The sequence below is a fragment of the Chryseomicrobium sp. FSL W7-1435 genome, assembly GCF_038595005.1.
GTDB lineage: Bacteria > Bacillota > Bacilli > Bacillales_A > Planococcaceae > Chryseomicrobium.
On sequence record NZ_CP151997.1, the window covers coordinates 590,160 to 612,451 of the forward strand.

Here is a 22,292-nt window from a genome sequence, read left to right on the forward strand (position 1 = left end):
TCTCACTTTTTAAGTTATCTTTGGTTTTGAGATAACCCAGGGATTGTCTCAAAACAAATTTTGTCAGTTCTTGTTGTACAATCTTTGTCAAATCTGTGATAATACATAGTATAAAGTTTTTTACGAAGGAGGAATGACCTATCCAACCATTGATCCATCACGCACGAGGGGCATTCCTTTTTGGTCTTTTGCTTGTAGCTGTAGTTATAGGTAAAACACTACTGGGCTTTCCAGATTCGAATACAGAGGCACCCATATATTTGGTTGTCTATATCATTTTGACAGTCACAAGCTCCTTTATAGCTTTAATGATAGCTGTACAGGCATGGTTGTATACGCGTATTGGTGATTCCTACAACAATATAATTTTAGCTGGAATTTTCTTGGCAATCGGCCTCTTCGATCTGTTTCATCTACTGACGTTCCCTGGAATGCCAGCATCCTTTTTTACAACTCCTGAGATGTCCAGAGATTTTTGGTTTATTGCTCGAGTCACCGAGCTAGGTATGCTGTTGCTCTTGATTCTGCAACGACGACAACCGATTCAACTGCAAAACTTTAAAGGAGCAAGTATTCTTGTCACGATTTTCTATATTGTGTCAGTTGTTAGTCTCATTTTCGTACTTCAAGCTGTCTTGCCTGAACAGGTTGAGACACGTTACTACATCCGCATTGGACTGTTTCTTTTAGCTGTCGGTCATATTGGTGTAGTACTATGGTTGAAGTTTGGACGAAAAGAACTCAAATTGACGACATTTGAGAATTCGTTCATCTTACCGATTGCCATCTACTATATGTTTTTCTATCTTGTACTCTTATCGGGAGCGCCCGGTCACATTACCTATATCGGGGCACATCTTATGAAAATGGGAGCACTTGTCTATCTATTTATCTTGCTGTATATCCAGTTTGGTGAAAAACCGTACCGTGAGATTGAACGACTTTCTAGCACTTATGAACGCTTCTTAAATACAGTGGGTGAGGGAATTTTTGGAGTGGATCCACAAGGTAGACTGACGTTTATCAATGACGCGGCTTCAAAAATGCTCGGATTTCGTCGAGATGAATTGGTTGGGCGATTAATACATCCGATCATTCATCATACACGAAAGAACGGGAAGCCTTACTATATGGAAGACAGTCCAATTTATTTGTCGCTAGAAACAGCAGAATTTTCTTTTGTCGCTGATGATCAGTTTTGGCGTAAAGATGGAACCTCCTTTCCAATCGAGTACTTTGTCCAACCGGTTTTTGAACAAGGCATCAATCAAGGTGTGCTTGTGACATTTAAAGATATAACAGAGCCTCTTAAATTGAAGGAGCTAGAAAGGGCTCACCAAGCAGTTCAAGTTGAAATTGGACTAGCTGCAAAAGTGCAACAAGACCTTTTCGAATCGATGGAGCGCACAAATTTACCTTTGGATATGGGAGTTGTTAGCCGAGCTTTTAAAGAGCTAAATGGTGATTTTTATACCGTAATCCCTCATGGCGAAGAAGTGATTTTCAGTGTCGCTGATGTTTCAGGTAAAGGATTACCGGCCGCGATTCAAATGACCATGATGCAATTTGCTATGGAAATGCGTGAATCGCCCGCCACTATGTTGGCAAAAATTAATGCTTTCTCCTATACCTATATGGAAGCAAGCCGGTTCATCACGATGTTTAAAGGACGCTACCATCAAAAAACTAGGACGCTCTGTTATGCATCAGCCGGTCATGAACCTGGTATTTTATACAATCGTTTGACAGCTACATTTAAAGAATTGATGCCTACGGGGCCCATTCTCGGGATTATCGAAGATGCCACTTTCAGGGAGCGCCATATTCAACTAGAGGAAGGCGATATTCTTGTGTTGTTCACAGACGGTTTGACGGAACGTAAGAAAAATAAAACAGATGACGGAGAAATTCTACGTCAAGCGCTTGAAGAAGTAGATCTCTCACTTCCAGCTGCCAGTCTCGCTCACTCACTATTTGAGCGAATCAATGCGCTCGAGCCGCTACCCGTAGAAGATGACCAGACCCTCTTCGTCTTGAAAGTATAGGAGGGGACTATGGAATTTTTGGTTGCGGATTTATTATTAAATTTTTTATTGATCTTAACACCGCTTTATTTTTTTCAATTTGTAATCTCTAATTACAACTCAATTGGTGCTCGTGTATTTCTTGGGTTACTGCTTGGTTTTGCTTCGATTCTCTGCATGCTGTTTCCTATGGTGTCGGGAGAAGGATTCTTATGGGATCTTCGCTGGGTGGCATTGTTCATTTCGATTGTCTATGGAGGGATGTTGAGCGGAGGTATTACGGCAACATTAATAATATTGTTCCGTTTTTCTCTTGGAGGTTTTCAAGGAGCCTTGATTGTAGTTGGAGTTGCGCTTGCGCTCATTTTAATTTTTAGCTTTGTACGTCGTGGATTTTTACGGATGCCTTTCAAACGTCGTATCCTAGCAAGTGGTGGTCTGGGGGTCATTGCATGGGGCGTGGCAGTAGCAGGTATTATTTTGCATTTTTCATTAAACCAAGACTTAGTTTCTCTACAGCAAATTGCATTACCAGTATTTAGTACTATGTTTATACTCTATATTGTCTCAAGTGTTGCATTCATCTATTTCTCAGAGAATATGCTTTATTATTCGACTTTAAAGAACGAGGCATTAACTACTGAAAAGGTGAATTATATCACTGAGGTGGGGGAACTATTAGGGACACAATTAACAACACACATCGAACAGGCAGAATTTTACGTAAGTGAATTGAAGGAAAAAGCAACTATAACTGACCGGGCAACACTGAATGCTATTGAAGGGGAACTTGAACAACTCAACCTGGCCCTTAGCAAGTATACTTCTGGACAAGATAGTTTGTTAACTGCGGATAAAAAGCCGCTTGCTGTCATTGCGGAGGAAGTTGCAGAAAGTCTACTTCCGTATACAAAACAGAAAGGCGTTCGCTTGACGCTAGATGTGGAAGTGCCGGTAGAATTAGAATTTACGTATTTACCGATGAAGCAGGTATTGGTGAACCTTGTAAAAAATGCATTAGATGCTACACCTAAAGGTGGACAAGTGACCCTGTCGGCTCTGATTAAACGAAATTGGCTGTTCGTTTATGTGGATGATAACGGTATTGGAATTGCGCAAGATCAATTGATTAGACTGATGGATCTAACGTATGGCTCTGGGAATTCAATCGCTGGACAAGGTCTTCGTGTGACCCAGCAATTAGTCCGCGAGCTTGAAGGGACATTTTCTATCACAAGTGAAGTACAAAAAGGGACGACAATCACTCTCAAGTTCCCTATTTAATCAAAAAGAAGCACGTGGCCTCCTGTAAAAGGAAGTCACGTGCTTTTGTGTTTTTTAGTTTTTTAAGTCGAAACGGTCAGCATCCATCACTTTTACCCAAGCTTTTGCAAAGTCGTTAACAAACTTTTGTTTGTTGTCATCTTGTGCATATACTTCAGCAAGTGAGCGTAGGATAGAGTTTGAACCGAATACTAAGTCGAAGCGCGTCGCTGTGCGTTTTACTTCGCCAGACTTACGGTCACGACCTTCGTATTGATTAAAGCCAGCTGGTTTCCATTCGATGTTCATATCCAGTAGGTTCACGAAGAAGTCATTCGTCAACTTGCCAGATTCTTCACTGAATACGCCGTGCTTCGTGTCGCCGTGGTTTGCACCTAGTGCGCGAAGTCCACCAACAAGAACTGTCATTTCAGGAGCAGTTAGGCCAAGAAGGTGAGCTTTATCAACAAGCATTTCTTCTGGGCTTGTTTGATACTCAGCTTTCTGGTAGTTACGGAAACCATCAGAAATTGGCTCAAGTACTTCGAAGCTTTCTGCATCTGTTTGCTCTTCTGTTGCATCACCGCGTCCTGGTGAGAATGGTACAACGATGTTAAAGCCAGCATCATGCGCCGCTTTTTCTACTGCTGCAGTACCACCTAGAACGATTAGGTCAGCAAGGCTTACGTTTTTATCTAAAGTGCCTTGAAGCTCTTCGTAGATCTTCAGTGCTTTTTCAAGAAGTTGTGGCTCGTTTGCTTCCCATCCACGTTGTGGAGCAAGACGGACACGTGCACCGTTTGCACCGCCGCGCATATCTGTGTGACGGAATGTGCTAGCAGAAGCCCAAGCAACTTTCACAAGTTCACTTACAGTAAGGTCTGTAGCAAGAATTTTTTCCTTAAGATCCGCAATCTCTTCGTTAGACAGTGTGTAGTCTACTGTTGGAGTTGGATCTTGCCAAATCAAGTCTTCCTGTGGAACTTCAGGTCCCCAGTAACGATCTTTTGGTCCCATGTCGCGGTGAAGAAGTTTGAACCAAGCACGCGCAAATGCATCTTCGAATGCTGCATGGTCTTCGTAGAAGCGGCGAGAGATTTTCTCGTAATCCGGATCCACTTTAAGTGCCATATCAGCGGTCGACATCATGGTCGGTACTTTTTTGTTTGCATCTTCCGCATCTGGAGCTTTATCTTCTTCTTTTAAGTCTTTCGCAATCCACTGGTATGCACCGGCTGGGCTCTTTGTTAATTCCCAATCGTATTCAAAGAGTTGTACCCAGAATCCGTTGTCCCACTGTGTAGGGTTTGCTGTCCAAGCGCCTTCGAGACCTGAAGAAATCGTGTCACGGCCTTTACCAGAACCGTGTGAGCTTAACCAACCTAGACCTTGGTTTTCGACGTCTGCTGCTTCTGGATCGTCCCCAACTTGTGATGGATCGCCAGCACCGTGCGTTTTCCCGAATGTGTGACCACCGGCAATAAGCGCAACTGTCTCTTCATCGTTCATTCCCATACGTGCGAATGTATCACGGATATCTTTAGCAGAAGCCAGTGGGTCTGGTTTGCCGTTTGGTCCTTCTGGGTTAACGTAGATCAGACCCATTTGAACCGCAGCAAGAGGATTTTCGAGTTCTCGGTCACCTGAGTAACGATTATCTGCTAACCACTCTTTTTCATTCCCCCAGTAGACATCTTCCTCTGGGTGCCATACGTCTTCGCGTCCTGTTGCGAAACCGAATGTTTTGAAGCCCATCGACTCAAGTGCCACGTTTCCTGTTAACAAAAGAAGGTCAGCCCAAGAGATTTTGTTTCCGTACTTTTGTTTAATTGGCCAAAGTAGACGACGTGCTTTGTCTAGGTTGACGTTATCCGGCCAGCTGTTTAGTGGAGCGAAACGCTGGTTTCCTGTGTTTCCGCCACCGCGGCCGTCGAAGGCACGGTATGTACCCGCTGCATGCCATGACATACGGACGAAAAGACCGCCGTAATGGCCATAATCTGCTGGCCACCAGTCTTGACTATCTGTCATCAATTTGCGAAGATCTTCTTTTAAAGCGTCGTAATCGAGCTTTGAGAACTCCTCTTTATAGTTGAAGTCAGTCCCAAACGGATTTGCTTTTGTGTCGTGCTGGCGCAAAATGTTCAGGTTGAGCATATTTGGCCACCAGTCTTTGTTGTTTGTACCGCCAGGCTTCTTAGAAGTAGTAATTGCGCTGTCTTTATGACCTGCACCCAATCCTGTTACTGGGCACTGTCCGTCCCCGGCAGCTGTGTGTCCTGGATTTTGATTGTTGTTTTCCATTCTCAATTCTCCTCCTTTGATTCAGATCGTGAAAAATGGTTGTCCTTCAAATGACTCTAAGAGAATCATTCTCACTTTGTAATTATACTAAATAAGACTTTGGATTTGAAGCGAGAAGGTCGTAAATCGAGATTTATTTTTAACTCTCAAATTAAGGGAGTGAAATGGTATAATTAAGCAACTACATGCTAACACGAGCAGGAAGGCAGATGCATTATGACAATTAGCATTCGTCGTATGAAAGATGAGGACATTTCGGCTGTACAAGAAGTGGCAAAAACGTCTTGGAATACGACCTATGAAGCCATCATTCCCTTGGATGTTCAAGCCAATTTTCTAAAGGTAGCTTACAATCCAGATCAGTTAAAGCGCCGGTTGAACCATTCATTGTTTCTCGTAGCAGAAGCAGAGGGGCGGATTGTCGGATTTGCCAACTATTCGAATGTACAGGACGATCACTCAGCCGAACTTGCCGCCATCTACTTGCATCCCCAGTACCAGGGCAAAGGTATCGGTTCGGCTCTTTTACACCGAGGCATTGCAGAACTCGACGGCATTCAATCCGTGTTCATTAATGTCGAGAAAGAAAACTGGTCGGGCTTATCTTTCTACTCGGCAAAGGGCTTCCAAGTCGTGCGCGAGTTCGAAGAAGACTTCGACGGGCATTTGTTAAAAACCATTCGGATGGAACTACTAGTAGATGCAGAAGGCGTTTGATTAGAAATCTCATAAGCAATCCAATTCAATAGAGGAAAGCCTTAAGTTCCGGAGATGCGGCTTAAGGCTTTTTTTGATTAATTTAGAGGGTGGACGCCGATAGTGGGGAAAAAGAGCCACGATACTTCCCACTAAGACGCCGATACTCGATAGAATCCCGCCGATAAAGCGGTAGCGGGCAAAGAAAACGCCGATAGTGGGGGAAAAGAGCCACGATACTTCCCACAAAGACTCCGATACTCGCTAGAATCCCGCCGATAAAGCGGTAGCGGGCAAAGAAAACACCGATAGTGGGGAAAAGAGCCACGATACTTCCCGCAAAGCCGCCGATACTCGCTAGAATCCCACCGATACACCGGTCGCGGGCAAAGAAAACGCCGATAGTGGGAAAAAGAGCCACGATACTCCCCGCAAAGCCGCCGATACTCGCTAGAATCCCGCCAATACAGTGGTCGCTGAGAAAGAAAACGTCGATAGCGGGGAAAAGAGCCACGATACTTCCCGTAAAGCCGCCGATACTCGCCAAAACCCAGCCGATAACTAGAAAAGCCCTTAACACTCAAGCCCTTGCTAGTAAAACCCCACTAAAAAAAGGATTCGCAATCAAGCGAACCCTTTTAAAACGCATGTTATTCCTTCACCCGAAGCAAACGCATCGAATTCAATACAACCAAGACGGTCGATCCGACATCTGCAAGAACTGCCATCCACAGTGTGAGCCAGCCCGGAATGATGAGTAGCAAAGCAATCACTTTGAGAGCCAAGGCAAAGCCAATGTTTTGTTTGATAATTGTGAGTGTCTTCCGGCTTAATTCCATTGTATAAGGCAACTTCGTTAAATCGTCAGCTAATAGAGCCACGTCTGCTGTCTCAAGAGCCGTATCGGTTCCGGCACCACCCATCGCAATTCCCACAGTGGCACTTGCCAACGCAGGGGCATCATTCACGCCATCTCCGACCATCGCAACGGAGCCGTGATCTTTTTGGAGAGCGCGAATTTTTTCGAGTTTTTGCTCAGGTAGTAAGTTGGCTTCGACTGTATCGAGGCCAAGTTTCCGGTTGATGGCTTGTGCCGTTACAGCGTTGTCACCTGTTAACATGACAAGTCGTTGCATACCCATGGCCTTTAACCGGCTTATGGTAGAGGCGCTGACTTCTCGAACAGGGTCTGCCACTGCTAGCAATGCGTAAATCTTGTCTTCACTTCCGAGTACGACAACTGTTTTTCCGTCTTGTTGTAAGGACAAAATTGTTTCGCATAATGACTGTGAGAGTTCCTCATGTTCGCCAAATAGTGCAGGACTACCAATCTTGACCTGTTGGCCGTCTACCTCAGCATAAGCTCCTCTTCCTGTCAGAGAGCGAAATCCAGTCGTAGCAACGGGAGCGATAGTTTGATCTGTCGCATACCGGACGATTGCAGAAGCTAGTGGGTGTTGAGAAAACTGCTCGATTCCAGCAGCTAAAGCGATAACTTGTTCAGTTGTATACGAATGAAAAGTGATGACGTCCGTTACTGCTGGACGACCTTCTGATAACGTTCCGGTCTTATCAAAAGCAATAGCTTGAATACGACCAAGCTCTTCGAGATAGACACCGCCTTTAATGAGAACACCATTCTTTGCGGCATTTCCGATAGCGGTGACAATGGCTACTGGTGTTGAAACAACTAGGGCACATGGACAGCCGACGACAAGAACAGTCAGCCCTCTGTAAATCCACTCTGACCAATCTCCGGAAAATGCGAGAGGAGGGAGTGTGGCCACGAGTAAGGCGACGAGCAAAATGGCGGGTGTGTAAAAGGCGGCAAAACGGTCGACAAATTGTTGAGAAGGAGCTTTTTCGGCTTGTGCTTCTTCTACTAAGTGAATGATTTTGGCGATAGTCGTATCTTGAACACGTTTGGTCACCGTCACTTCTAAAAATCCTTCTTCGTTCAAAGAGCCCGCAAATACAGCATCGCCGATTTGTTTGTGTTTCGGCATAGATTCACCAGTGATGGCCGCTTCGTTGATAGAAGATTCACCCACTGCTACAATTCCGTCCATCGCAATCTTTTGACCTGGTTTCACCAACATCGTATCGCCAATTTGAATGTCGTTTACATCTAAAGTGGCAAGTTCGGTGCCTCTTCGGACCGTTGCAGAATTAGGCGCGATGTTCATTAGACTGCGGATAGATTGACGTGCTTTGTCCATCGAGTAGCCTTCAAGTGCTTCACTGAGTGCAAATAACAGCACGACAACTGCCCCTTCTTGCCATTCCCCAATAATCGCGGCACCAATAATCGCAATGGTCATCAACGTCTTCATATCAAATTCAAAACGGATCAAGTTGGCAAGGCCTGTTCGGAACAGAGAGAAGCCACCTATGGCGATTGCTGCTACATAGAATACAATTGGGACCCAACCTGGAGCTGCCGTGCCAAATTCAATGAAAAGGGCGGCCAGTAGAAATACGAACGAAGAGACAGTTGCCCGGTTTTCACGGGAAGACCAAAATGAACGTTTTTCTCCAAGCTCGGGACGATAAGATTCCTCGTATACACGTATACCATCGAAAGCACCGGCTTTTTCAAGCTGTTCGATGGTCACATTCCCTGTCACCGTCAATTTTGAGGCACCAAAATTCAATTGAAGATCTTCGACAGAGGGTATCTCTTTAATATTTTTTTCGAACTTGGCTGCACAATTCGTGCAGGAAAGTCCTTCTAAACGGTAGATATGAGGTTGTGTAGACATGCCAGTCACTTCCTTTACATTCAAATGAACGTTTGATTGACTTTAGTATATGCCTGTTCTTAGAATGTGTCAATGTCATTCAAATATCCGTTTGAATGAAAAAACTCCAGCTTGTTTAAGCTGGAGTAATAATTATTCGTTATGATGTTCAATAGCGATTTTCACTAAATCAGTAATGTGGTGATCTTTGACCGAATAATAGACGAGTTTTCCTTGTTTACGATTTTTTGCAATGCCCATCGTGCGTAACAAACGCAAGTGGTGTGAAGCGGTAGCAGTGGAGATGCCAATGATGGCAGCTACATCGCAGACGCAAAGTTCGTCTTCTTGGGTCAAGGCATAAATAATTTTCATTCGTGTTGCATCCGAGAGAGCTTTAAAAATCGTTTCAACACCCTCTACTTGTGCTATGAGAGGCGAAACCCTTTTGACGACCTCGGGGTGTGTGCATTCTACTTCGCAGCTGTCGGGCGAAAGTTTCTTCAGTTGCTGGTTCATTCCTAAATCGCATCCTTTTTATGACTCTTTCCATTAGTATAACAAAACAAGACGTGTTACTTGTTCCATACATCTTTATAAGCGGGCGTTTTCTCAAACTGACTTTTAACAAATGGACAAAGAGGGACGATTTTTAAATTTTGTTCACGTGCGTAATCTACGAGCTTTTCGACTAATTTTTGTCCGACACCTTCCCCGCGTAAGGAATCATCCACATGAGTATGGTCCGCGATGAGTTTTGTTGCACCAGTCGGAACATAATGAACTTCTGCTAATGTGTTCTCGCTGTCTTCTCCGACATAGAATTTATTGTTATCGTGTTTAATTTCCATCAAATCGCTCCTTATTGGCAACTGCCTTTTTTATCACAGAAAGGGGAATTTCCGGTCTGACCACACCCGCACACGACGGCACGGTAAGTTACAATAGGTTGTTCATATTGAGTGAAGTGAAGATCTCCCCGCATTTCTAGCTGCCCATTGGTGTGAGCATTCACAATTGTCGGAACTTCTGGCAATTCGCCGCGTACATTGTCATGCCGAATATATTGAAGAGCTCCGCTTGGACAGCGTTCAACAATCTCAGCAATAGCAGAAGCAACGCCATTCTCAGGATTAATCCATGGACGTTTCTTTGTGTTAAATACGGAGGGTAAGCCTTTCACACATTCAGCAGCATGGATACACAACCCAGGTGTGAAATACACATTGATGTCAGAGCTTACGTATTCTTTAGGTTCCATTCTCGACACCTCTCATAGTCAGATTTTTCATACAATTAGTGTAGCATGTTTTGTTCTGACTATACAAAAAGCCAGCAACCTCCAAAAGGTTGCTGGCTAAGATTATTCTTGTTCTTCTGTTTGTTCAGATGTAGAAGGAAGATCAGGAAGAGTCATGAGAATACGTTCTACATGATTTTGTTCAAATTCAATGATACGAAGCTCGAATCCGGGTTCGACAAATGTATCACCTAGCTGCACTTCTAAAGAGCGAGCTTGAATCCAACCGGCAATCGTCTCAATGTCTTCAGAGTCTTGGAAATGAAGGGAGAAGCGTTCTTCTAAGTCAGAAAGTAACACGCGACCATCCACTTCGTATTGACGAGGCGCGACTTGATGAATGTCGTCGACTTCGTCTGCATCGAATTCATCCCGAATCTCGCCGACGATTTCTTCCAAAACATCTTCCAAAGTAAGCATTCCGGCCGTTCCGCCGTATTCATCCACTACAAGAACCATGTGCGCATGATTGGCTTTCATCGTGGCAAATGTTTTATCAAGTGGTGTGTTTTCAGACACAACAGGGAGTATTTTCACATAACTCGAGAAATCTTGAAGTGTCTCGGCTGCGATTTCAAGTAAAATTTCTTTTGCATTGATATAGCCAATAATTTTGTCTTTATCGTAATCTTCCGTGATGGCGTAACGCGTGAATTGATGTTCTTCAAACTCTTGAAGCATCTCTTCGTGTGTCGTTGTGATATCGATAGTTTCCATCTTTGTGCGAGGTACCATGAGATCACGTGCGATATGCTCATCAAAAGCAAAGATGTTTTGCATAAAAGCAAGCTCAGTTTGATTGAATTCGCCGCTCTTGAAACTTTGAGCCATCAAGATCTTGAGTTCTTCTTCTGAATGCGCTGTATCGTGGCCGGCTGGTTTGACACCGAACAAGCCCAATAATAAGCGACCAGATCCATTCAAGAACCAGATCAGCGGGAACATCACTTTACCAAACCAGTAGAGTGGGCGTGACAATAAAAGTGTCATGCGCTCTGCAAATTGAATGGCTAGAGTTTTAGGTGCTAATTCACCAACAACGACATGCAAAAATGTGACAAAGGAAAAAGCGAGCACAAATGAAATGATAGATATCAAGGAAGCAGGTAAGTCATACTGTTGAAAAACTGGATAGAGAAGTAATTCAACTGTCGGTTTTCCTAAAAAACCAAGTCCTAAAGCTGTAACTGTGATACCTAATTGGCAGACAGATAAATAATAATCTAAGTCTGAAGTTACTTTTTTGGCCAATACGGCGTTTTTATTTCCCTCAGCAATCAGCTGATCTAATCGGGATGAACGCACTTTGACAACGGCGAATTTCGAACCGACGAAAAATGCGGTGGCAGCAATTAAAAAGACAATCATAAATAAGTTGAATGCTATGGCTAAGTCCAAATGGTCCCCTTTCGGGTGACACCTCCATTAAATGAAATTGATTAAAGTTCCTCGGATAGTTCAGGTGCTTTCGGGATCAGCTGCAAACGGGCAGCCTCTATGTGATGTTGCTCCACTTCAACGGCCTCTACAGAGAACGTCTCAGTTGCGATGACATCACCCATCTCTACATTAAGCTTTTGAGATTGCATCCAGCCAGAAAGTGTATCGATGTTTTCTGCATCTTCAAACTGTAGTTGGAAGCGTTCATTTAGTTCATCGAGCAAAACGCGCCCTTGTACTAAGTAAACATTCTCACCGATTTCCTGAATTTCATCGACTTCATCTTCATCAAATTCATCCCGGATTTCCCCGACAATTTCTTCAAGTAAATCCTCAAGAGTGACAATTCCAGCAGTACCGCCGAATTCATCTACAACTAACGAGATGTGGGATTGCTTTGTTTTCATTAAATCGAAAATCTCGACAAGCGGTGTCGTTTCGACTATAACGGGTATCTCTTTTATGAAATGTTCGATGCCATGCTCTTTTTTCGTAGCAAGTGCCGTAAGCATCTCTTTTACGTTCATGTAGCCGATAATATGATCTTTATCAAAGTTCTCAGTTACTGGATAACGTGTAAACTGGTGTTCACTAAAGAAAGCAATTAATTCCTGACGTGTGGATTCAAGAGAAACGGTTTCCATTTTTGTGCGTGGAATCATTAAATCTTTGGCAACTCGTCCGTCGAATGAAAATACATTTTGCATGAAAGCCAGTTCTGTTTGGTTAATTTCACCACTTTGGTAACTGTGCGTCATAATGATTTTCAATTCTTCTTGAGAGTGTGCTAGCTCATGGGGAGAAGGTTTTACTCCAAATGCTCTCAATAACAGACGTGCTGAACCGTTTAATATCCAGATGAACGGGAACATAATTTTTCCGAACCAATACAAAGGTTTTGCAAATAGCAGTGTCATTCTCTCAGCGTATTGAATGGCAAGCGTTTTTGGCGCAAGTTCTCCAATGACAACGTGTAAAAATGTTACCGATGCGAACGCAATCGTAAAGGATAAAACTGAGATAACGGGTTCGCCGATATCAAAGTTTTCAAATACGGGATGTAACAGTCTTTCAACTGTTGGTTCTCCTAACCATCCAAGTCCAAGTGCAGTCACGGTGATTCCGAGCTGACACGCAGACAAGTAGTAATCAAGGTCGATAGTTATGCGTTTTGCAAGTTCTGCGGTTTTATTACCTTCTGAAATTAATTGATCAAGTCGTGACATAGGAACTTTAACGACTGCGAACTCCGATCCTACAAAGAATGCTGTGAGTGCAATCAATAAAGCTACCAATCCTAAGTTTAGCCATAATATACTACTGTCCAATAGGTCCCCTAAAAGGGTGACACCTCCGTAAATGTATGTTGTAGTTTGAGCCACTTCAACTATGTACTACCGTGCCTAGCGTTCCGTGCGTAAATGGCAGGTGTCTGTTGAGAGCAGGCCGAATAAACGTGTTTGGTAAATGCGGGTTCGATTTAGTTTCGCCATTTCACCAGAACGGAAAATATCCTTCCCAAGTAGAGCACCCCCAATTTTTCAAATTAAGACTACTTTACCATATTCGAAATTACGCGTACAGTAGAATGTCATGTATATATAAGGTGAAACCTTTATCTCAGAAAAACGTACACTCTAGTATCAATCTAATTGAGGTGAAAAATATGGTGACTCTTATTCACGTTGCCAGTCTTGTATCAGTTATCACACTGTCGTTATTTAAAGATGTTTCGGACCGTGAAGTTCGAAAAAACATAGAAGCCTTGCGTCAAAAAATATGGTTTCAGTTGTATTGGAATGACGACCAATCACGACAACTCATTGAAACGGATGGGCAACTTCAAAAAGTAATCGGCTGTATGAACCGGGACAAGTTGTCCAAGGACCGCTATGAAGCTTGGCAGCGAAAAAAGCTCGTGACATTATTGGAAAAAAAGCTTGAGGAGTCTAGTTTGTAGAATTTTGAAAGTCTCTAGACATTCGTACTAACCTTCCGTATAATCAAAAGCAATAACTATACGGATAGGGGGGGAAGACGCATGTGGAACGACTTTAAAGCTTTTGCATTCAAAGGGAACGTCTTGGAGCTAGCAATTGCTGTAGTAATCGGAGCAGCTTTTGGAAAAATTGTGGCATCCTTAGTGGAAAACATTATCACGCCTTTGATTGGGCTCGTGATGGGTGGCATTGATTTCTCAGGACTCGCGGTAACTGTTGGCGATGCTAAGGTTACTTATGGTGCTTTTATTCAATCCGTCATTGATTTCTTGATCATTGCGTTCGTTATTTTCTTATTTGTCCGGATGCTCGGAAAGCTAAAACGTAAAGAGGAAATCAAACCTGAAGAGGGCCCAACTATTGATTCTAAAGAAGAATTATTGATTGAGATTCGCGATTTATTGAAGCAACAAAATACAATGCGTTAAAAACTGCCGCCTGGAAAAAGACATCTCCAGGCGGTTTTTCTATCCTGTTGAGAAAATCGACGTCCTAGATAAGTAAGAGGTGAAACGATGAAAAAGCGCTATTTAGTAGTAGGAATTTTAATTACTCTTGTGTTGTTCAGTGTCATGTTTCGGGGTGGGGTGATTTTACAAACGCTCGGCGTGACATTGGATAACCCATTTGCTCCTCGGGTAGAAGTGGAAGACCGAACAGTTTGGTCGGACCGAAATGGCAACGGGATCACGGATCAACTTGATATTGTGGCGGCTGCACGTGTCGAAGTAGAAAATCGCACAACTTACCAGAGCGCCTATTACGGAGGAGGCTATCCACCGGACGATGAAGGTGTGTGTACGGATGTTATTTGGCGCGGATTATTAGGTGCAGATATTGTATTGAAAGATGAAATGGATGCAGATATTGCTGCCAATGTAGAAGCCTATCCTCGAACGGAAGGAACTCCGGACCCGAATATTGATTTTCGACGTGTCCCGAATCAGTATGCATTCTTAGAAAGACATGCAGAATCTTTGACGACCGACTTGATTGCAGGAGATCTCGACAATTTGGCTGAGTGGCAACCTGGAGACATTGTGATTTTCTTAGAAGGGACAGACCATGCGGGAATTATATCAGATAAGCGTGCAAAAGATGGCACGCCCTATATGATTCATAACATGCCCCCATTTGCAGCAGAAATCAAGCTGTCGTCTTATAAACAGCCGATTGCTGGACACTACCGTTGGAAGTTTGGAGCTGAATAACTCATTTTCGTACAATAATATGCAACCCCTCTACTTGCAACTGCGGACGGTCGACAAGGAACAGTCGATTGTAGTAGGCAAGCCGGGAGGGAATGTGACGTTGTTCTGACTGTGACCAGTAAGTGAGAGAAAGCCCAGATTCTAAACAAAAAGTTGTATCCTCGATGTACAGACAACCGTCTGAGCCACGCACTACTTCACCTGCATACAGTACAGGATCTACACCGTGCCGGATTAAAAGAGCTAATTCTTTGGTCTTTTCACTTACAAGGCGATGAAAGGCAGCGGATGAGAAATGCGCTTCTTCATATGCATAGCTTTCAAACGAATTTGCAAGCTGGCGAAGCTCTTGAGCGATAGGTTTTAAAGCAGGATGGTGAACACGGTCAGTTGAATACAACAATTTCATCACTCCTCAATAAGAACATTTGTTCTATTCTATCACGAGGTTGCTAGAACAACAAGTTCTTTCCCAGAAAAAAAGAGCAGTCCTCGTAGGATTACTCTTTTGCTTGACGACCAACTTGGAACCCTGCAAACAAAGCGCCAATGACCAATGCGCCAGCGGTACTAGTGAACAGTACAGAAATGTCGGAGCTTACAACCGCTAGACCTGAAGAACCAAGTACGACTCCTAATGAAAAAAAGGCATAGAAATAGCCATAAGCTCTTCCTCGATTGCAATTGGTCGTTCCTTTAAAAAGAAAGACATTAATAGCGGGAAATGTAAACGCAAAGCCAATGCCATAGATCATCAAAATGAGATAGAAAGCAACAATGTCATTTGCGACGCCCAGCGCAAATTGCGCCGCTGCAATCAGCAGGAGACCGATTCTGAAATTTACCACAGCTGGCCACTTGTCGAATAAGCGTCTTGCGGGAGAGAGAAATACCAGAACGGCTGTTAGGCCGAACGCGCTAAGTAATGTTCCGCTAACTCTAGAGCTGAATCCAAGCTCTTCAACACGTAAAGGCAAGAGATAGGCGAGAGCACCTTGCGAAAACATCAGTAAGAAAGCCCCACCAAACGCTACTACCAAAGCGGGATGAAAAGGCAAATGTGCTACACGTTCAGTAGTTCGAGCAAACAATTGTCCCCTTAGTAAAACTAGTGCAGCAAGTAACAAGATCCCTCCAAATAGTCCTACGGTGCGAAGGACAAAGGGAGCCGAAGTCTGTGCTGCCATAATGCCACTAAAGGCAGGTCCTAAAATGGCGGCTGCTCCCACAAAAGCTCCAGTGATGGCATTTTCACTTCCTGCCTCTTCTAAACGGCTTTGATTTGCTACAAATGTAAAGGCTGCTGGGACAATGAACCCTCCGATGAAACCATGAAGAAATCGTACAACCAATAACATCTCAGGCGTTTCAACAAAAGAGTAAGCGCCTAACATAACGGTTGTACCTGCAAGACCTATTAGTAGTAATCGATAGGGTCCAAATCGGTCCGTCAAAATGCCAGCGAGCAAATTTCCTCCTGTATTTGAGAAGGAATACATACCGACTGCAATACCGGCAATGAGTGTCGAGGCGCCTAAACTTGTCGCAAAAGTACTCATGATGGGAAGTTGGGCAAAGAGGTCCATGAACGAGAAGAAAATAATAGCATAGACAATCCATAAGACAGGGAAAGCACGTATCTGAAAGGTGGCCTCTCGCTTTTTGACTGCACGATCCAATACAAAATTGGCACCTGGAACAAAAGCTGCAGCAACTGCGAGTAAACTCCAGTATACTTTCCAGCCAACTGTTAACTGAACGATGACAATAGACACCGCGTAAGCAATAAAAATAGCTCCATGAATAGAGCCAACATAGGTGACGGCTAGTGGCATATCTGCGAAATATTTAAGTGGCACCGCAATGCCTAATAATATAAGTAAAGATACGCCATCGGCAAGACCTAAAAAACGGAATAGTCGAATGGGCAAATACGGTTTGTCTCGTAGCAACGAAAACCCTTCTTTCTTGATCTGCTTTCAGTATTTCATAAAAAAAATGTTGGGGCAAGTTACGAAATTCAAACGTTTCTCCTGCGACTTTTGGTATGCTATAAAATAGAGGTGAACCCCCGTGAAAAGATCTAGAAAATTACATACATTGTACAGTCTTGTTTTTAGTTTGATGAGCTTGCTTATTATTGGAATCGTAATTAGTGTAGCAGGCTGGCAATCTTCCCAAAACTTACGTGAAGAAAGTGGCACCGCCTTAGTTGTAACAGCAGAAACTATGGGAGACCAACTGGATCAGCATATGTGGGCCCATTATGGTGAGGTGGAAATTTTAGCTCAACTAGAACCGTTCCGAAATCCTGAAAATATAACTCGTACGCGCGAGTTGATCAATCAGTTTAAAGAAACATTTCCTATGTTTTCTTGGATTGGCTTAACGGACAGAGAAGGAACAGTTATTGCTGCGACAGATGAAATTTTAGAAGGAGCTTCTATCGCAGAACGTCCTGTTTATCAAGAGGCTCAACAACAACCTTTCATCGGAGATGTACACGAAGCCGTTTTATTAGCAGAGCTTTTACCTAACCCGACAGGAGAGGTCATGCAGTTTGTAGACATCAGCCTACCTCTGAGTGCACAGACACCAAGTCCTGTGCTTGCTACTCACCTTAGTTGGGAATGGGCACGTGGCGTAGAGGAGCAAGTGATGGCTCCCTTGGCTGCGGATAAGGGAATCGAATTGTTTGTTGTAAGTGGAAGAGATCAACTCATTCTCTTAGGTCCACAGCAATGGATAGGAAAGCGAATGCCTTTTACGGTACAGCAATTGAGCGATGATTCTGCCTTGTGGGGACAGGATGAATGGGAAGGGGAAGGAGAATATGTGACGGCAGTCATTAAAACAGATGGGTATCTCGATTATGAAGGGTTGGACTGGACGATTATTGCCAGACAGCCAACAGAAATCGCCTTTCAGCCCTCGAATGAACTGATTCGAAATTTGTTGTTGATTGGGAGCTTGTTAGCGCTTCTGGCTGGGGCCTTTGGGTGGTTGTTCGCAAATCGCTTGATGCGACCGATTCGCGAGCTGTCCTTGGCGGCAGATAAATTGCGTTCGGGTGAACGTGAGGCCATTCCCGTGCAACAGGGAATCGCAGAATTCGAATCCCTGTCCTTATCGCTTAACAATATGGTAGAGCGACTCAAGGACACACATCAACAACTCGGGACTATGGAACAAGTGGCGTCTCGAGACTTTTTAACAGGTCTTCCGAATCGTAGAGCACTTGAATCCTTGAAACGAGGAGTCACGCCAGAGAGCAAATATGTTTTTTATCTGGATTTGGATGGCTTTAAAGAGGTCAATGATACACTTGGTCACCACTCAGGAGACGAATTATTGATTCAACTTGCTGAAAGAGTAAAAGCCTTTTTGGTAGAAAATGATTTTGTCGCACGGATTGGTGGAGACGAGTTTGTTTTCATCACAGAAGGAACACTCTCACAGGTGGAAGAGAAAGCACGACACTTGATGAAGAAAATAACCGAACCCTATGAATTAGAAGGACAATTGGCTAAAGTGGGAGTCAGTGCAGGGGGACAAGAGTGGAAATCCAATGTGCCCCTCGAGAATGTCTTGGCCGAAGCGGATGCGGCTCTTTACCAAGTAAAAGAAAGTGGCAAGAATGACCTTCGCTTTTTCATTCCTACTTCTCACTAACTATGGTATGATTGCACGAGTGAATTTTTAAGGTCTGACCTTTCACGAGTGATCAATAGAGGAGTAATGCCCCGTGGTTTGGGATGTATTGAATGTAATTGGAACACTGGCGTTTTGTATCAGTGGTGCGCTCGTTGCCATGGAAGTTAAATATGACATTATTGGTATTTATATATTAGGATTGATCACCGCTTTTGGCGGCGGAGCGGTACGGAACTTGATGATTGGGTTGCCTGTGGCAGATGTCTGGCAACAAACCTCTCTTTTCATTATTGCATTGATTGCTATGACTCTTTTTATCCTGTTGCCAAAAAGTTTTATTTTTCATATGAAAGAATGGTCGATTTTTGATGCGATCGGTCTGTCAGCTTTTGCGGTACAAGGTGCAATGGCGGCACAATCAATGGATATGCCGTTACTGGCGGTGATGTTCTCAGCTTCGATCACAGGAGCAGGGGGAGGAATCATTCGGGATGTCCTTGCTCAAAAGAGACCAAGTGTCTTCACGAAAGAAGTCTACTTACTGTGGGCGATCATGGCTGGCTTTATTATCGGAATGGACTGGATTACGACAGATATACAACTCTATTTTGTCTTTGGTGCAATATTAGCTTTGCGGCTACTTTCACAGCGCTTTAATTGGAATCTTCCTATCCGTAACTTATCAGCCTAAACTACGTAAAAGGGTTAAAAATAGTAAAAAGACCTACTTCATGGTAAACTTAGGTAGAATCTTGTCTAAGGATGCTGTAGAAGGAGTGGTTCGATGCAAGCCCGTTTAGTAAAGCGAGAACGCAGTTACATGGTCGGAATTGCTGTATCGGTTCCTTCAGAACAAAGTCAACTCATCAAGTTAAATAAGGCAATCATGAAACAGCTTGTTTCTCTTCAGCGGTACCTGAGTCTTCAAGGGACTGAAGAAGTTATTGCTCTTAGTGCTCCAAATCAACAGGCGGATAGCGACCAGCAATGGGTCATCGGTTATCCTGTTCCTCATCGATTTCCAGTACATAAAGAATTTTCTCTTTGTGAATTGCCGAGCGGAACTTATTTTGTTGGAGAAAAAGGCGCAAAAATTGAATTAACTTATAAAACAATGCGTCATCATTGGATTATGGCTGAAATGTATGATAGCCTGTCCACTATATTTGAACGGTACACGATTACAGGTGACGATAAGCGGGTTGAAGTATTTAGCCGCGTAAAACCAAAAATCGTAGATCAACAAATTTATGCATAATCAAAGTATTTCCTATCTAGCATAGGGAATGCTTTTTTTCGTTGACAAAGGGTTGTCAGAGGAGTACGGTATCTCTATTCAATGAACGAAGGTGGAACCCATATGAAAGATAGAGATTTGACATTCGCGGTATTCGGTCTAGGTCGATTCGGTGGAAGTCTTGTAAAAGAGCTTGCTGAAATGAAACAAGAGATATTGGCGATTGATTTAGATCCTGAACGAGTCGATTATTACAGTCAATTCGCCACGCATGCGGTTGTGGCTAGTGGGTATGATGAGAAAACCTTACGCGCATTTGGGGTTCGAAATATTGACCATGCTTTTGTCTCTTTCGGGGAAGACATCCAAGCAAGTGTATTGACCACGATGGTGCTCAAGGAATTAGGGATTCCCAAAGTATGGGCAAAAGCACACGACGAGAATCACGGGAAAATTTTAGAGAAAATTGGGGCAGACCGCGTTATTCATCCAGAACGTGACATGGCAAAGCGTATTACGCACAATTTGCACTCTTCAAAGATCATTGATTTTATTGAATTGTCCAATTCCTTCAGTATTGCAGAAATCAAAGTCACAGACCGGTCCATTGGGAAGCGATTATCTGAACTGGATTTGCAGCGAAAGTACAACGTGAATTTGGTGGCCATACAACGTGGTGATAAGACCATCTTAAGCTTTTCAGAAGAAGAACAAGTAGAGGCCAATGATTTAATAGTGGTCATTGGTAAAAATACAGATATAGAAAAATTTGATGAGCAGGGCTCATAATTTATTAGAAGAAGGCGAACAGGATGAAAATTTGGCAATTTATGAATTTGCGTGGATATTCACCAGCAGCTATTATTGCACTTAGTTTTCTAATTACTATTTTGATAGGCACTATCTTACTAAGTTTACCAATTGCTCATACAGGGGATTTAGGGATTATAGACGCACTTTTCTTTGCCACTTCTGCAACGACGGTAACAGGACTGGGTGTTGCAGATACAGCGGCGACATTCACAACCTTTGGAGAAGTCGTCTTAATGTTCTTGATGCAGTTTGGTGGCATCGGTTTGATGACATTTTCTGTTGCCATTTTAATCGTATTGAAAAAGAAAATTTCACTGAAGCAGCGAATTTTCCTGCGAGATTCTTATAACCAATCTTCAGTGGGAGGTATGGTGCGATTAACAAAAGCGATTTTTGTTTTTGTGATCAGTGTTCAATTAGCCGCTTTTCTTTTATTGACGCTTCATTGGAGCCAACGCTTTCCGCTAGGAGAAGCAAGCTATTTGGCGGTGTTCCATGTCATCTCTGCTTTTAATAATGCTGGATTTTCACTATTCTCAGACAACCTCATAGGTTTTCAACAGGATCCGTTCACCCTATTTCTTATTAGCAGTCTATTTATTATTGGGGGTATCGGATTTATTGTCGTGTTGGAAATTGTGCAAAAGAAACAGTTTCGTCAATGGAGCTTACATACAAAACTAATGATCAGTGGAACGTTGGTCATTAACACAGGTGCCATGGTGCTATTTTATCTTTTAGAATTTAAAAACCCACAGACGCTTGGTAGCTTAGCGCCACTTCATCAATGGAGTAACGCTTATTTTGCAGCGGTGACGCCAAGAACAGCTGGCTTCAATACATTAGATTACGCGACCATTACCGATTCTTCTTTGATGCTTACCCTTTTATTAATGTTTATTGGGGGAGGAACTGCTTCTACCGCATCGGGAATTAAATTAACCACCTTTATTGTCTTGATTCTCGCCACATTAGCCTTTTTCCGGAACGATGAAGAACCCTTCATCTTTGGTCGAACCATTAAACGGGAAGTGGTCATGCGGTCATTTGCCATTACGGTCATCAGCCTATTCACAGTCGGCTTGTTATTTTTCTTACTAACAATTGTGGAGAAAAGTGCCTTTGATCCCCTGCTTTTTGAAGTCGTTTCTGCATTTGGAACAGTAGGATTATCGATGGGGATCACAGCAGACCTTTCAGATGCGGGAAAAATTCTTATTTCACTCGCCATGTTTATTGGACGAATTGGTCCTTTGACGTTATTTTACTTACTCGCACGTCCAAAAGATCGCCATTACCGGTATGCATACGATCAAGTTTATACAGGTTAATAGGTCTATTGATTTACCTGTTTTCTAACTTTGTAGTTATGAGGACTAAGAATAGGCATTTAAAACGATGGCTTTTGGAATTTTCTTAAAACTACTTCATTTGTTGGCCTTAAGTCTTTAGTTGTTAAGGTGGACGGTGACTGAACATAGTTCTAATTATTTGAATAGTAAGAAAAGTACATTTTGTGGAATGACTTTATTCGACATTATTCGTATGATAAGAGAGACTAATACTTTGATAAGAAGGGTGGGCGTACTCTGAGATGGAAGCTATCACA

General features: G+C 43.2%; 21 protein-coding genes. 11 read left to right on the forward strand and 10 right to left on the reverse strand.

All coding sequences use genetic code 11. From position 1 onward, the window contains the following. Nucleotides 1–260: 260 nt before the first annotated feature. Nucleotides 261–2,045, forward strand: a complete 1,785-nt coding sequence (locus tag MKY84_RS03265; RefSeq protein ID WP_342528845.1) for a SpoIIE family protein phosphatase — start codon at nt 261–263, stop codon at nt 2,043–2,045. Between the two features lie 9 nt (nt 2,046–2,054). Further along, nucleotides 2,055–3,308 (forward strand): HAMP domain-containing sensor histidine kinase, encoded by a 1,254-nt coding sequence (locus MKY84_RS03270; protein WP_342527719.1) that lies wholly within the window; start codon nt 2,055–2,057, stop codon nt 3,306–3,308. Between the two features lie 54 nt (nt 3,309–3,362). On the opposite strand, the gene katG is transcribed toward MKY84_RS03270, so the two are convergent. Next, nucleotides 3,363–5,591: a catalase/peroxidase HPI gene (gene katG / locus MKY84_RS03275; RefSeq protein ID WP_342527721.1), complete on the reverse strand. Its 2,229-nt coding sequence runs from the start codon at nt 5,589–5,591 to the stop codon at nt 3,363–3,365. A 216-nt stretch (nt 5,592–5,807) separates the two neighbouring features. Between katG and MKY84_RS03280 the strand changes: the two genes are divergently transcribed. Next, nucleotides 5,808–6,308 carry a GNAT family N-acetyltransferase gene (locus MKY84_RS03280; RefSeq protein WP_342527723.1) on the forward strand — a complete coding sequence of 167 codons (501 nt, stop codon included), beginning with the start codon at nt 5,808–5,810 and terminating at the stop codon, nt 6,306–6,308. 82 nt (nt 6,309–6,390) lie between these two features. On the opposite strand, the gene MKY84_RS03285 is transcribed toward MKY84_RS03280, so the two are convergent. The 7 genes from MKY84_RS03285 to MKY84_RS03315 form a co-directional block, all read right to left on the reverse strand. Beyond that, the gene (locus MKY84_RS03285; RefSeq protein ID WP_342527724.1) at nt 6,391–6,867 is read right to left on the reverse strand and encodes a hypothetical protein; all 477 of its coding nucleotides are present in this window, start codon (nt 6,865–6,867) and stop codon (nt 6,391–6,393) included. Nucleotides 6,868–6,937: 70 nt separating this feature from the next. Then, complete coding sequence (locus MKY84_RS03290; RefSeq protein ID WP_342527726.1) at nt 6,938–9,049, reverse strand: heavy metal translocating P-type ATPase; 2,112 nt, start codon at nt 9,047–9,049, stop codon at nt 6,938–6,940. Nucleotides 9,050–9,181: 132 nt separating this feature from the next. After that, nucleotides 9,182–9,547 (reverse strand): metalloregulator ArsR/SmtB family transcription factor, encoded by a 366-nt coding sequence (locus tag MKY84_RS03295; RefSeq protein ID WP_342527727.1) that lies wholly within the window; start codon nt 9,545–9,547, stop codon nt 9,182–9,184. Between the two features lie 56 nt (nt 9,548–9,603). After that, on the reverse strand, nt 9,604–9,879 hold the full coding sequence (locus MKY84_RS03300) for a GNAT family N-acetyltransferase (RefSeq protein WP_342527729.1): 276 nt from the start codon (nt 9,877–9,879) through the stop codon (nt 9,604–9,606). Nucleotides 9,880–9,890: 11 nt separating this feature from the next. Next, nucleotides 9,891–10,289, reverse strand: a complete 399-nt coding sequence (locus MKY84_RS03305; RefSeq protein ID WP_342527731.1) for a (4Fe-4S)-binding protein — start codon at nt 10,287–10,289, stop codon at nt 9,891–9,893. 102 nt (nt 10,290–10,391) lie between these two features. Continuing rightward, a complete protein-coding gene (locus MKY84_RS03310) occupies nt 10,392–11,726 on the reverse strand; it encodes a hemolysin family protein (protein ID WP_342527733.1) in 1,335 nt (444 codons plus the stop codon). A 41-nt stretch (nt 11,727–11,767) separates the two neighbouring features. After that, nucleotides 11,768–13,096, reverse strand: a complete 1,329-nt coding sequence (locus tag MKY84_RS03315; protein ID WP_342528846.1) for a hemolysin family protein — start codon at nt 13,094–13,096, stop codon at nt 11,768–11,770. Between the two features lie 341 nt (nt 13,097–13,437). On the opposite strand from MKY84_RS03315, the gene MKY84_RS03320 reads away from it, so the two are divergent. From MKY84_RS03320 to MKY84_RS03330, 3 genes are all read left to right on the forward strand, one after another. After that, nucleotides 13,438–13,728 carry a hypothetical protein gene (locus MKY84_RS03320; protein WP_342527734.1) on the forward strand — a complete coding sequence of 97 codons (291 nt, stop codon included), beginning with the start codon at nt 13,438–13,440 and terminating at the stop codon, nt 13,726–13,728. 81 nt (nt 13,729–13,809) lie between these two features. Continuing rightward, the gene (mscL, locus tag MKY84_RS03325; RefSeq protein ID WP_342527735.1) at nt 13,810–14,196 is read left to right on the forward strand and encodes a large conductance mechanosensitive channel protein MscL; all 387 of its coding nucleotides are present in this window, start codon (nt 13,810–13,812) and stop codon (nt 14,194–14,196) included. 87 nt (nt 14,197–14,283) lie between these two features. Further along, entirely contained in the window at nt 14,284–14,979 is a 696-nt protein-coding gene (locus MKY84_RS03330; protein WP_342527736.1) for a DUF1287 domain-containing protein, read from the forward strand. Nucleotide 14,980: 1 nt separating this feature from the next. Here the strand turns inward: MKY84_RS03330 and MKY84_RS03335 are convergent, their stop codons facing one another. Further along, nucleotides 14,981–15,382, reverse strand: coding sequence for a hypothetical protein (locus tag MKY84_RS03335; RefSeq protein ID WP_342527737.1), 402 nt, complete (start codon nt 15,380–15,382; stop codon nt 14,981–14,983). Between the two features lie 97 nt (nt 15,383–15,479). Further along, complete coding sequence (locus MKY84_RS03340; RefSeq protein WP_342527738.1) at nt 15,480–16,910, reverse strand: MFS transporter; 1,431 nt, start codon at nt 16,908–16,910, stop codon at nt 15,480–15,482. 142 nt (nt 16,911–17,052) lie between these two features. On the opposite strand from MKY84_RS03340, the gene MKY84_RS03345 reads away from it, so the two are divergent. From MKY84_RS03345 to MKY84_RS03365, 5 genes are all read left to right on the forward strand, one after another. Beyond that, nucleotides 17,053–18,651, forward strand: a complete 1,599-nt coding sequence (locus MKY84_RS03345; RefSeq protein ID WP_342527739.1) for a diguanylate cyclase — start codon at nt 17,053–17,055, stop codon at nt 18,649–18,651. Between the two features lie 73 nt (nt 18,652–18,724). Continuing rightward, nucleotides 18,725–19,324 (forward strand): trimeric intracellular cation channel family protein, encoded by a 600-nt coding sequence (locus MKY84_RS03350; RefSeq protein WP_342527740.1) that lies wholly within the window; start codon nt 18,725–18,727, stop codon nt 19,322–19,324. A gap of 93 nt (nt 19,325–19,417) precedes the next feature. Further along, nucleotides 19,418–19,891 carry a GyrI-like domain-containing protein gene (locus MKY84_RS03355; RefSeq protein WP_342527741.1) on the forward strand — a complete coding sequence of 158 codons (474 nt, stop codon included), beginning with the start codon at nt 19,418–19,420 and terminating at the stop codon, nt 19,889–19,891. A gap of 102 nt (nt 19,892–19,993) precedes the next feature. Continuing rightward, nucleotides 19,994–20,659: a TrkA family potassium uptake protein gene (locus MKY84_RS03360; protein WP_342527742.1), complete on the forward strand. Its 666-nt coding sequence runs from the start codon at nt 19,994–19,996 to the stop codon at nt 20,657–20,659. A gap of 23 nt (nt 20,660–20,682) precedes the next feature. After that, complete coding sequence (locus MKY84_RS03365; protein ID WP_342527743.1) at nt 20,683–22,014, forward strand: TrkH family potassium uptake protein; 1,332 nt, start codon at nt 20,683–20,685, stop codon at nt 22,012–22,014. Nucleotides 22,015–22,292: the final 278 nt, after the last annotated feature.

What these genes read in the sequence shown, in the direction of transcription:
- MKY84_RS03360 (WP_342527742.1), top strand. Translation starts at nt 19,994, where the DNA reads ATGAAAGATAGAGATTTGACATTCGCGGTATTCGGTCTAGGTCGATTC.
- katG (WP_342527721.1), bottom strand. Translation starts at nt 5,591, where the DNA reads ATGGAAAACAACAATCAAAATCCAGGACACACAGCTGCCGGGGACGGA.
- mscL (WP_342527735.1), top strand. Translation starts at nt 13,810, where the DNA reads ATGTGGAACGACTTTAAAGCTTTTGCATTCAAAGGGAACGTCTTGGAG.
- MKY84_RS03300 (WP_342527729.1), bottom strand. Translation starts at nt 9,879, where the DNA reads ATGGAAATTAAACACGATAACAATAAATTCTATGTCGGAGAAGACAGC.
- MKY84_RS03270 (WP_342527719.1), top strand. Translation starts at nt 2,055, where the DNA reads ATGGAATTTTTGGTTGCGGATTTATTATTAAATTTTTTATTGATCTTA.
- MKY84_RS03305 (WP_342527731.1), bottom strand. Translation starts at nt 10,289, where the DNA reads ATGGAACCTAAAGAATACGTAAGCTCTGACATCAATGTGTATTTCACA.
- MKY84_RS03290 (WP_342527726.1), bottom strand. Translation starts at nt 9,049, where the DNA reads ATGTCTACACAACCTCATATCTACCGTTTAGAAGGACTTTCCTGCACG.
- MKY84_RS03295 (WP_342527727.1), bottom strand. Translation starts at nt 9,547, where the DNA reads ATGAACCAGCAACTGAAGAAACTTTCGCCCGACAGCTGCGAAGTAGAA.
- MKY84_RS03330 (WP_342527736.1), top strand. Translation starts at nt 14,284, where the DNA reads ATGAAAAAGCGCTATTTAGTAGTAGGAATTTTAATTACTCTTGTGTTG.
- MKY84_RS03365 (WP_342527743.1), top strand. Translation starts at nt 20,683, where the DNA reads ATGAAAATTTGGCAATTTATGAATTTGCGTGGATATTCACCAGCAGCT.
- MKY84_RS03280 (WP_342527723.1), top strand. Translation starts at nt 5,808, where the DNA reads ATGACAATTAGCATTCGTCGTATGAAAGATGAGGACATTTCGGCTGTA.
- MKY84_RS03355 (WP_342527741.1), top strand. Translation starts at nt 19,418, where the DNA reads ATGCAAGCCCGTTTAGTAAAGCGAGAACGCAGTTACATGGTCGGAATT.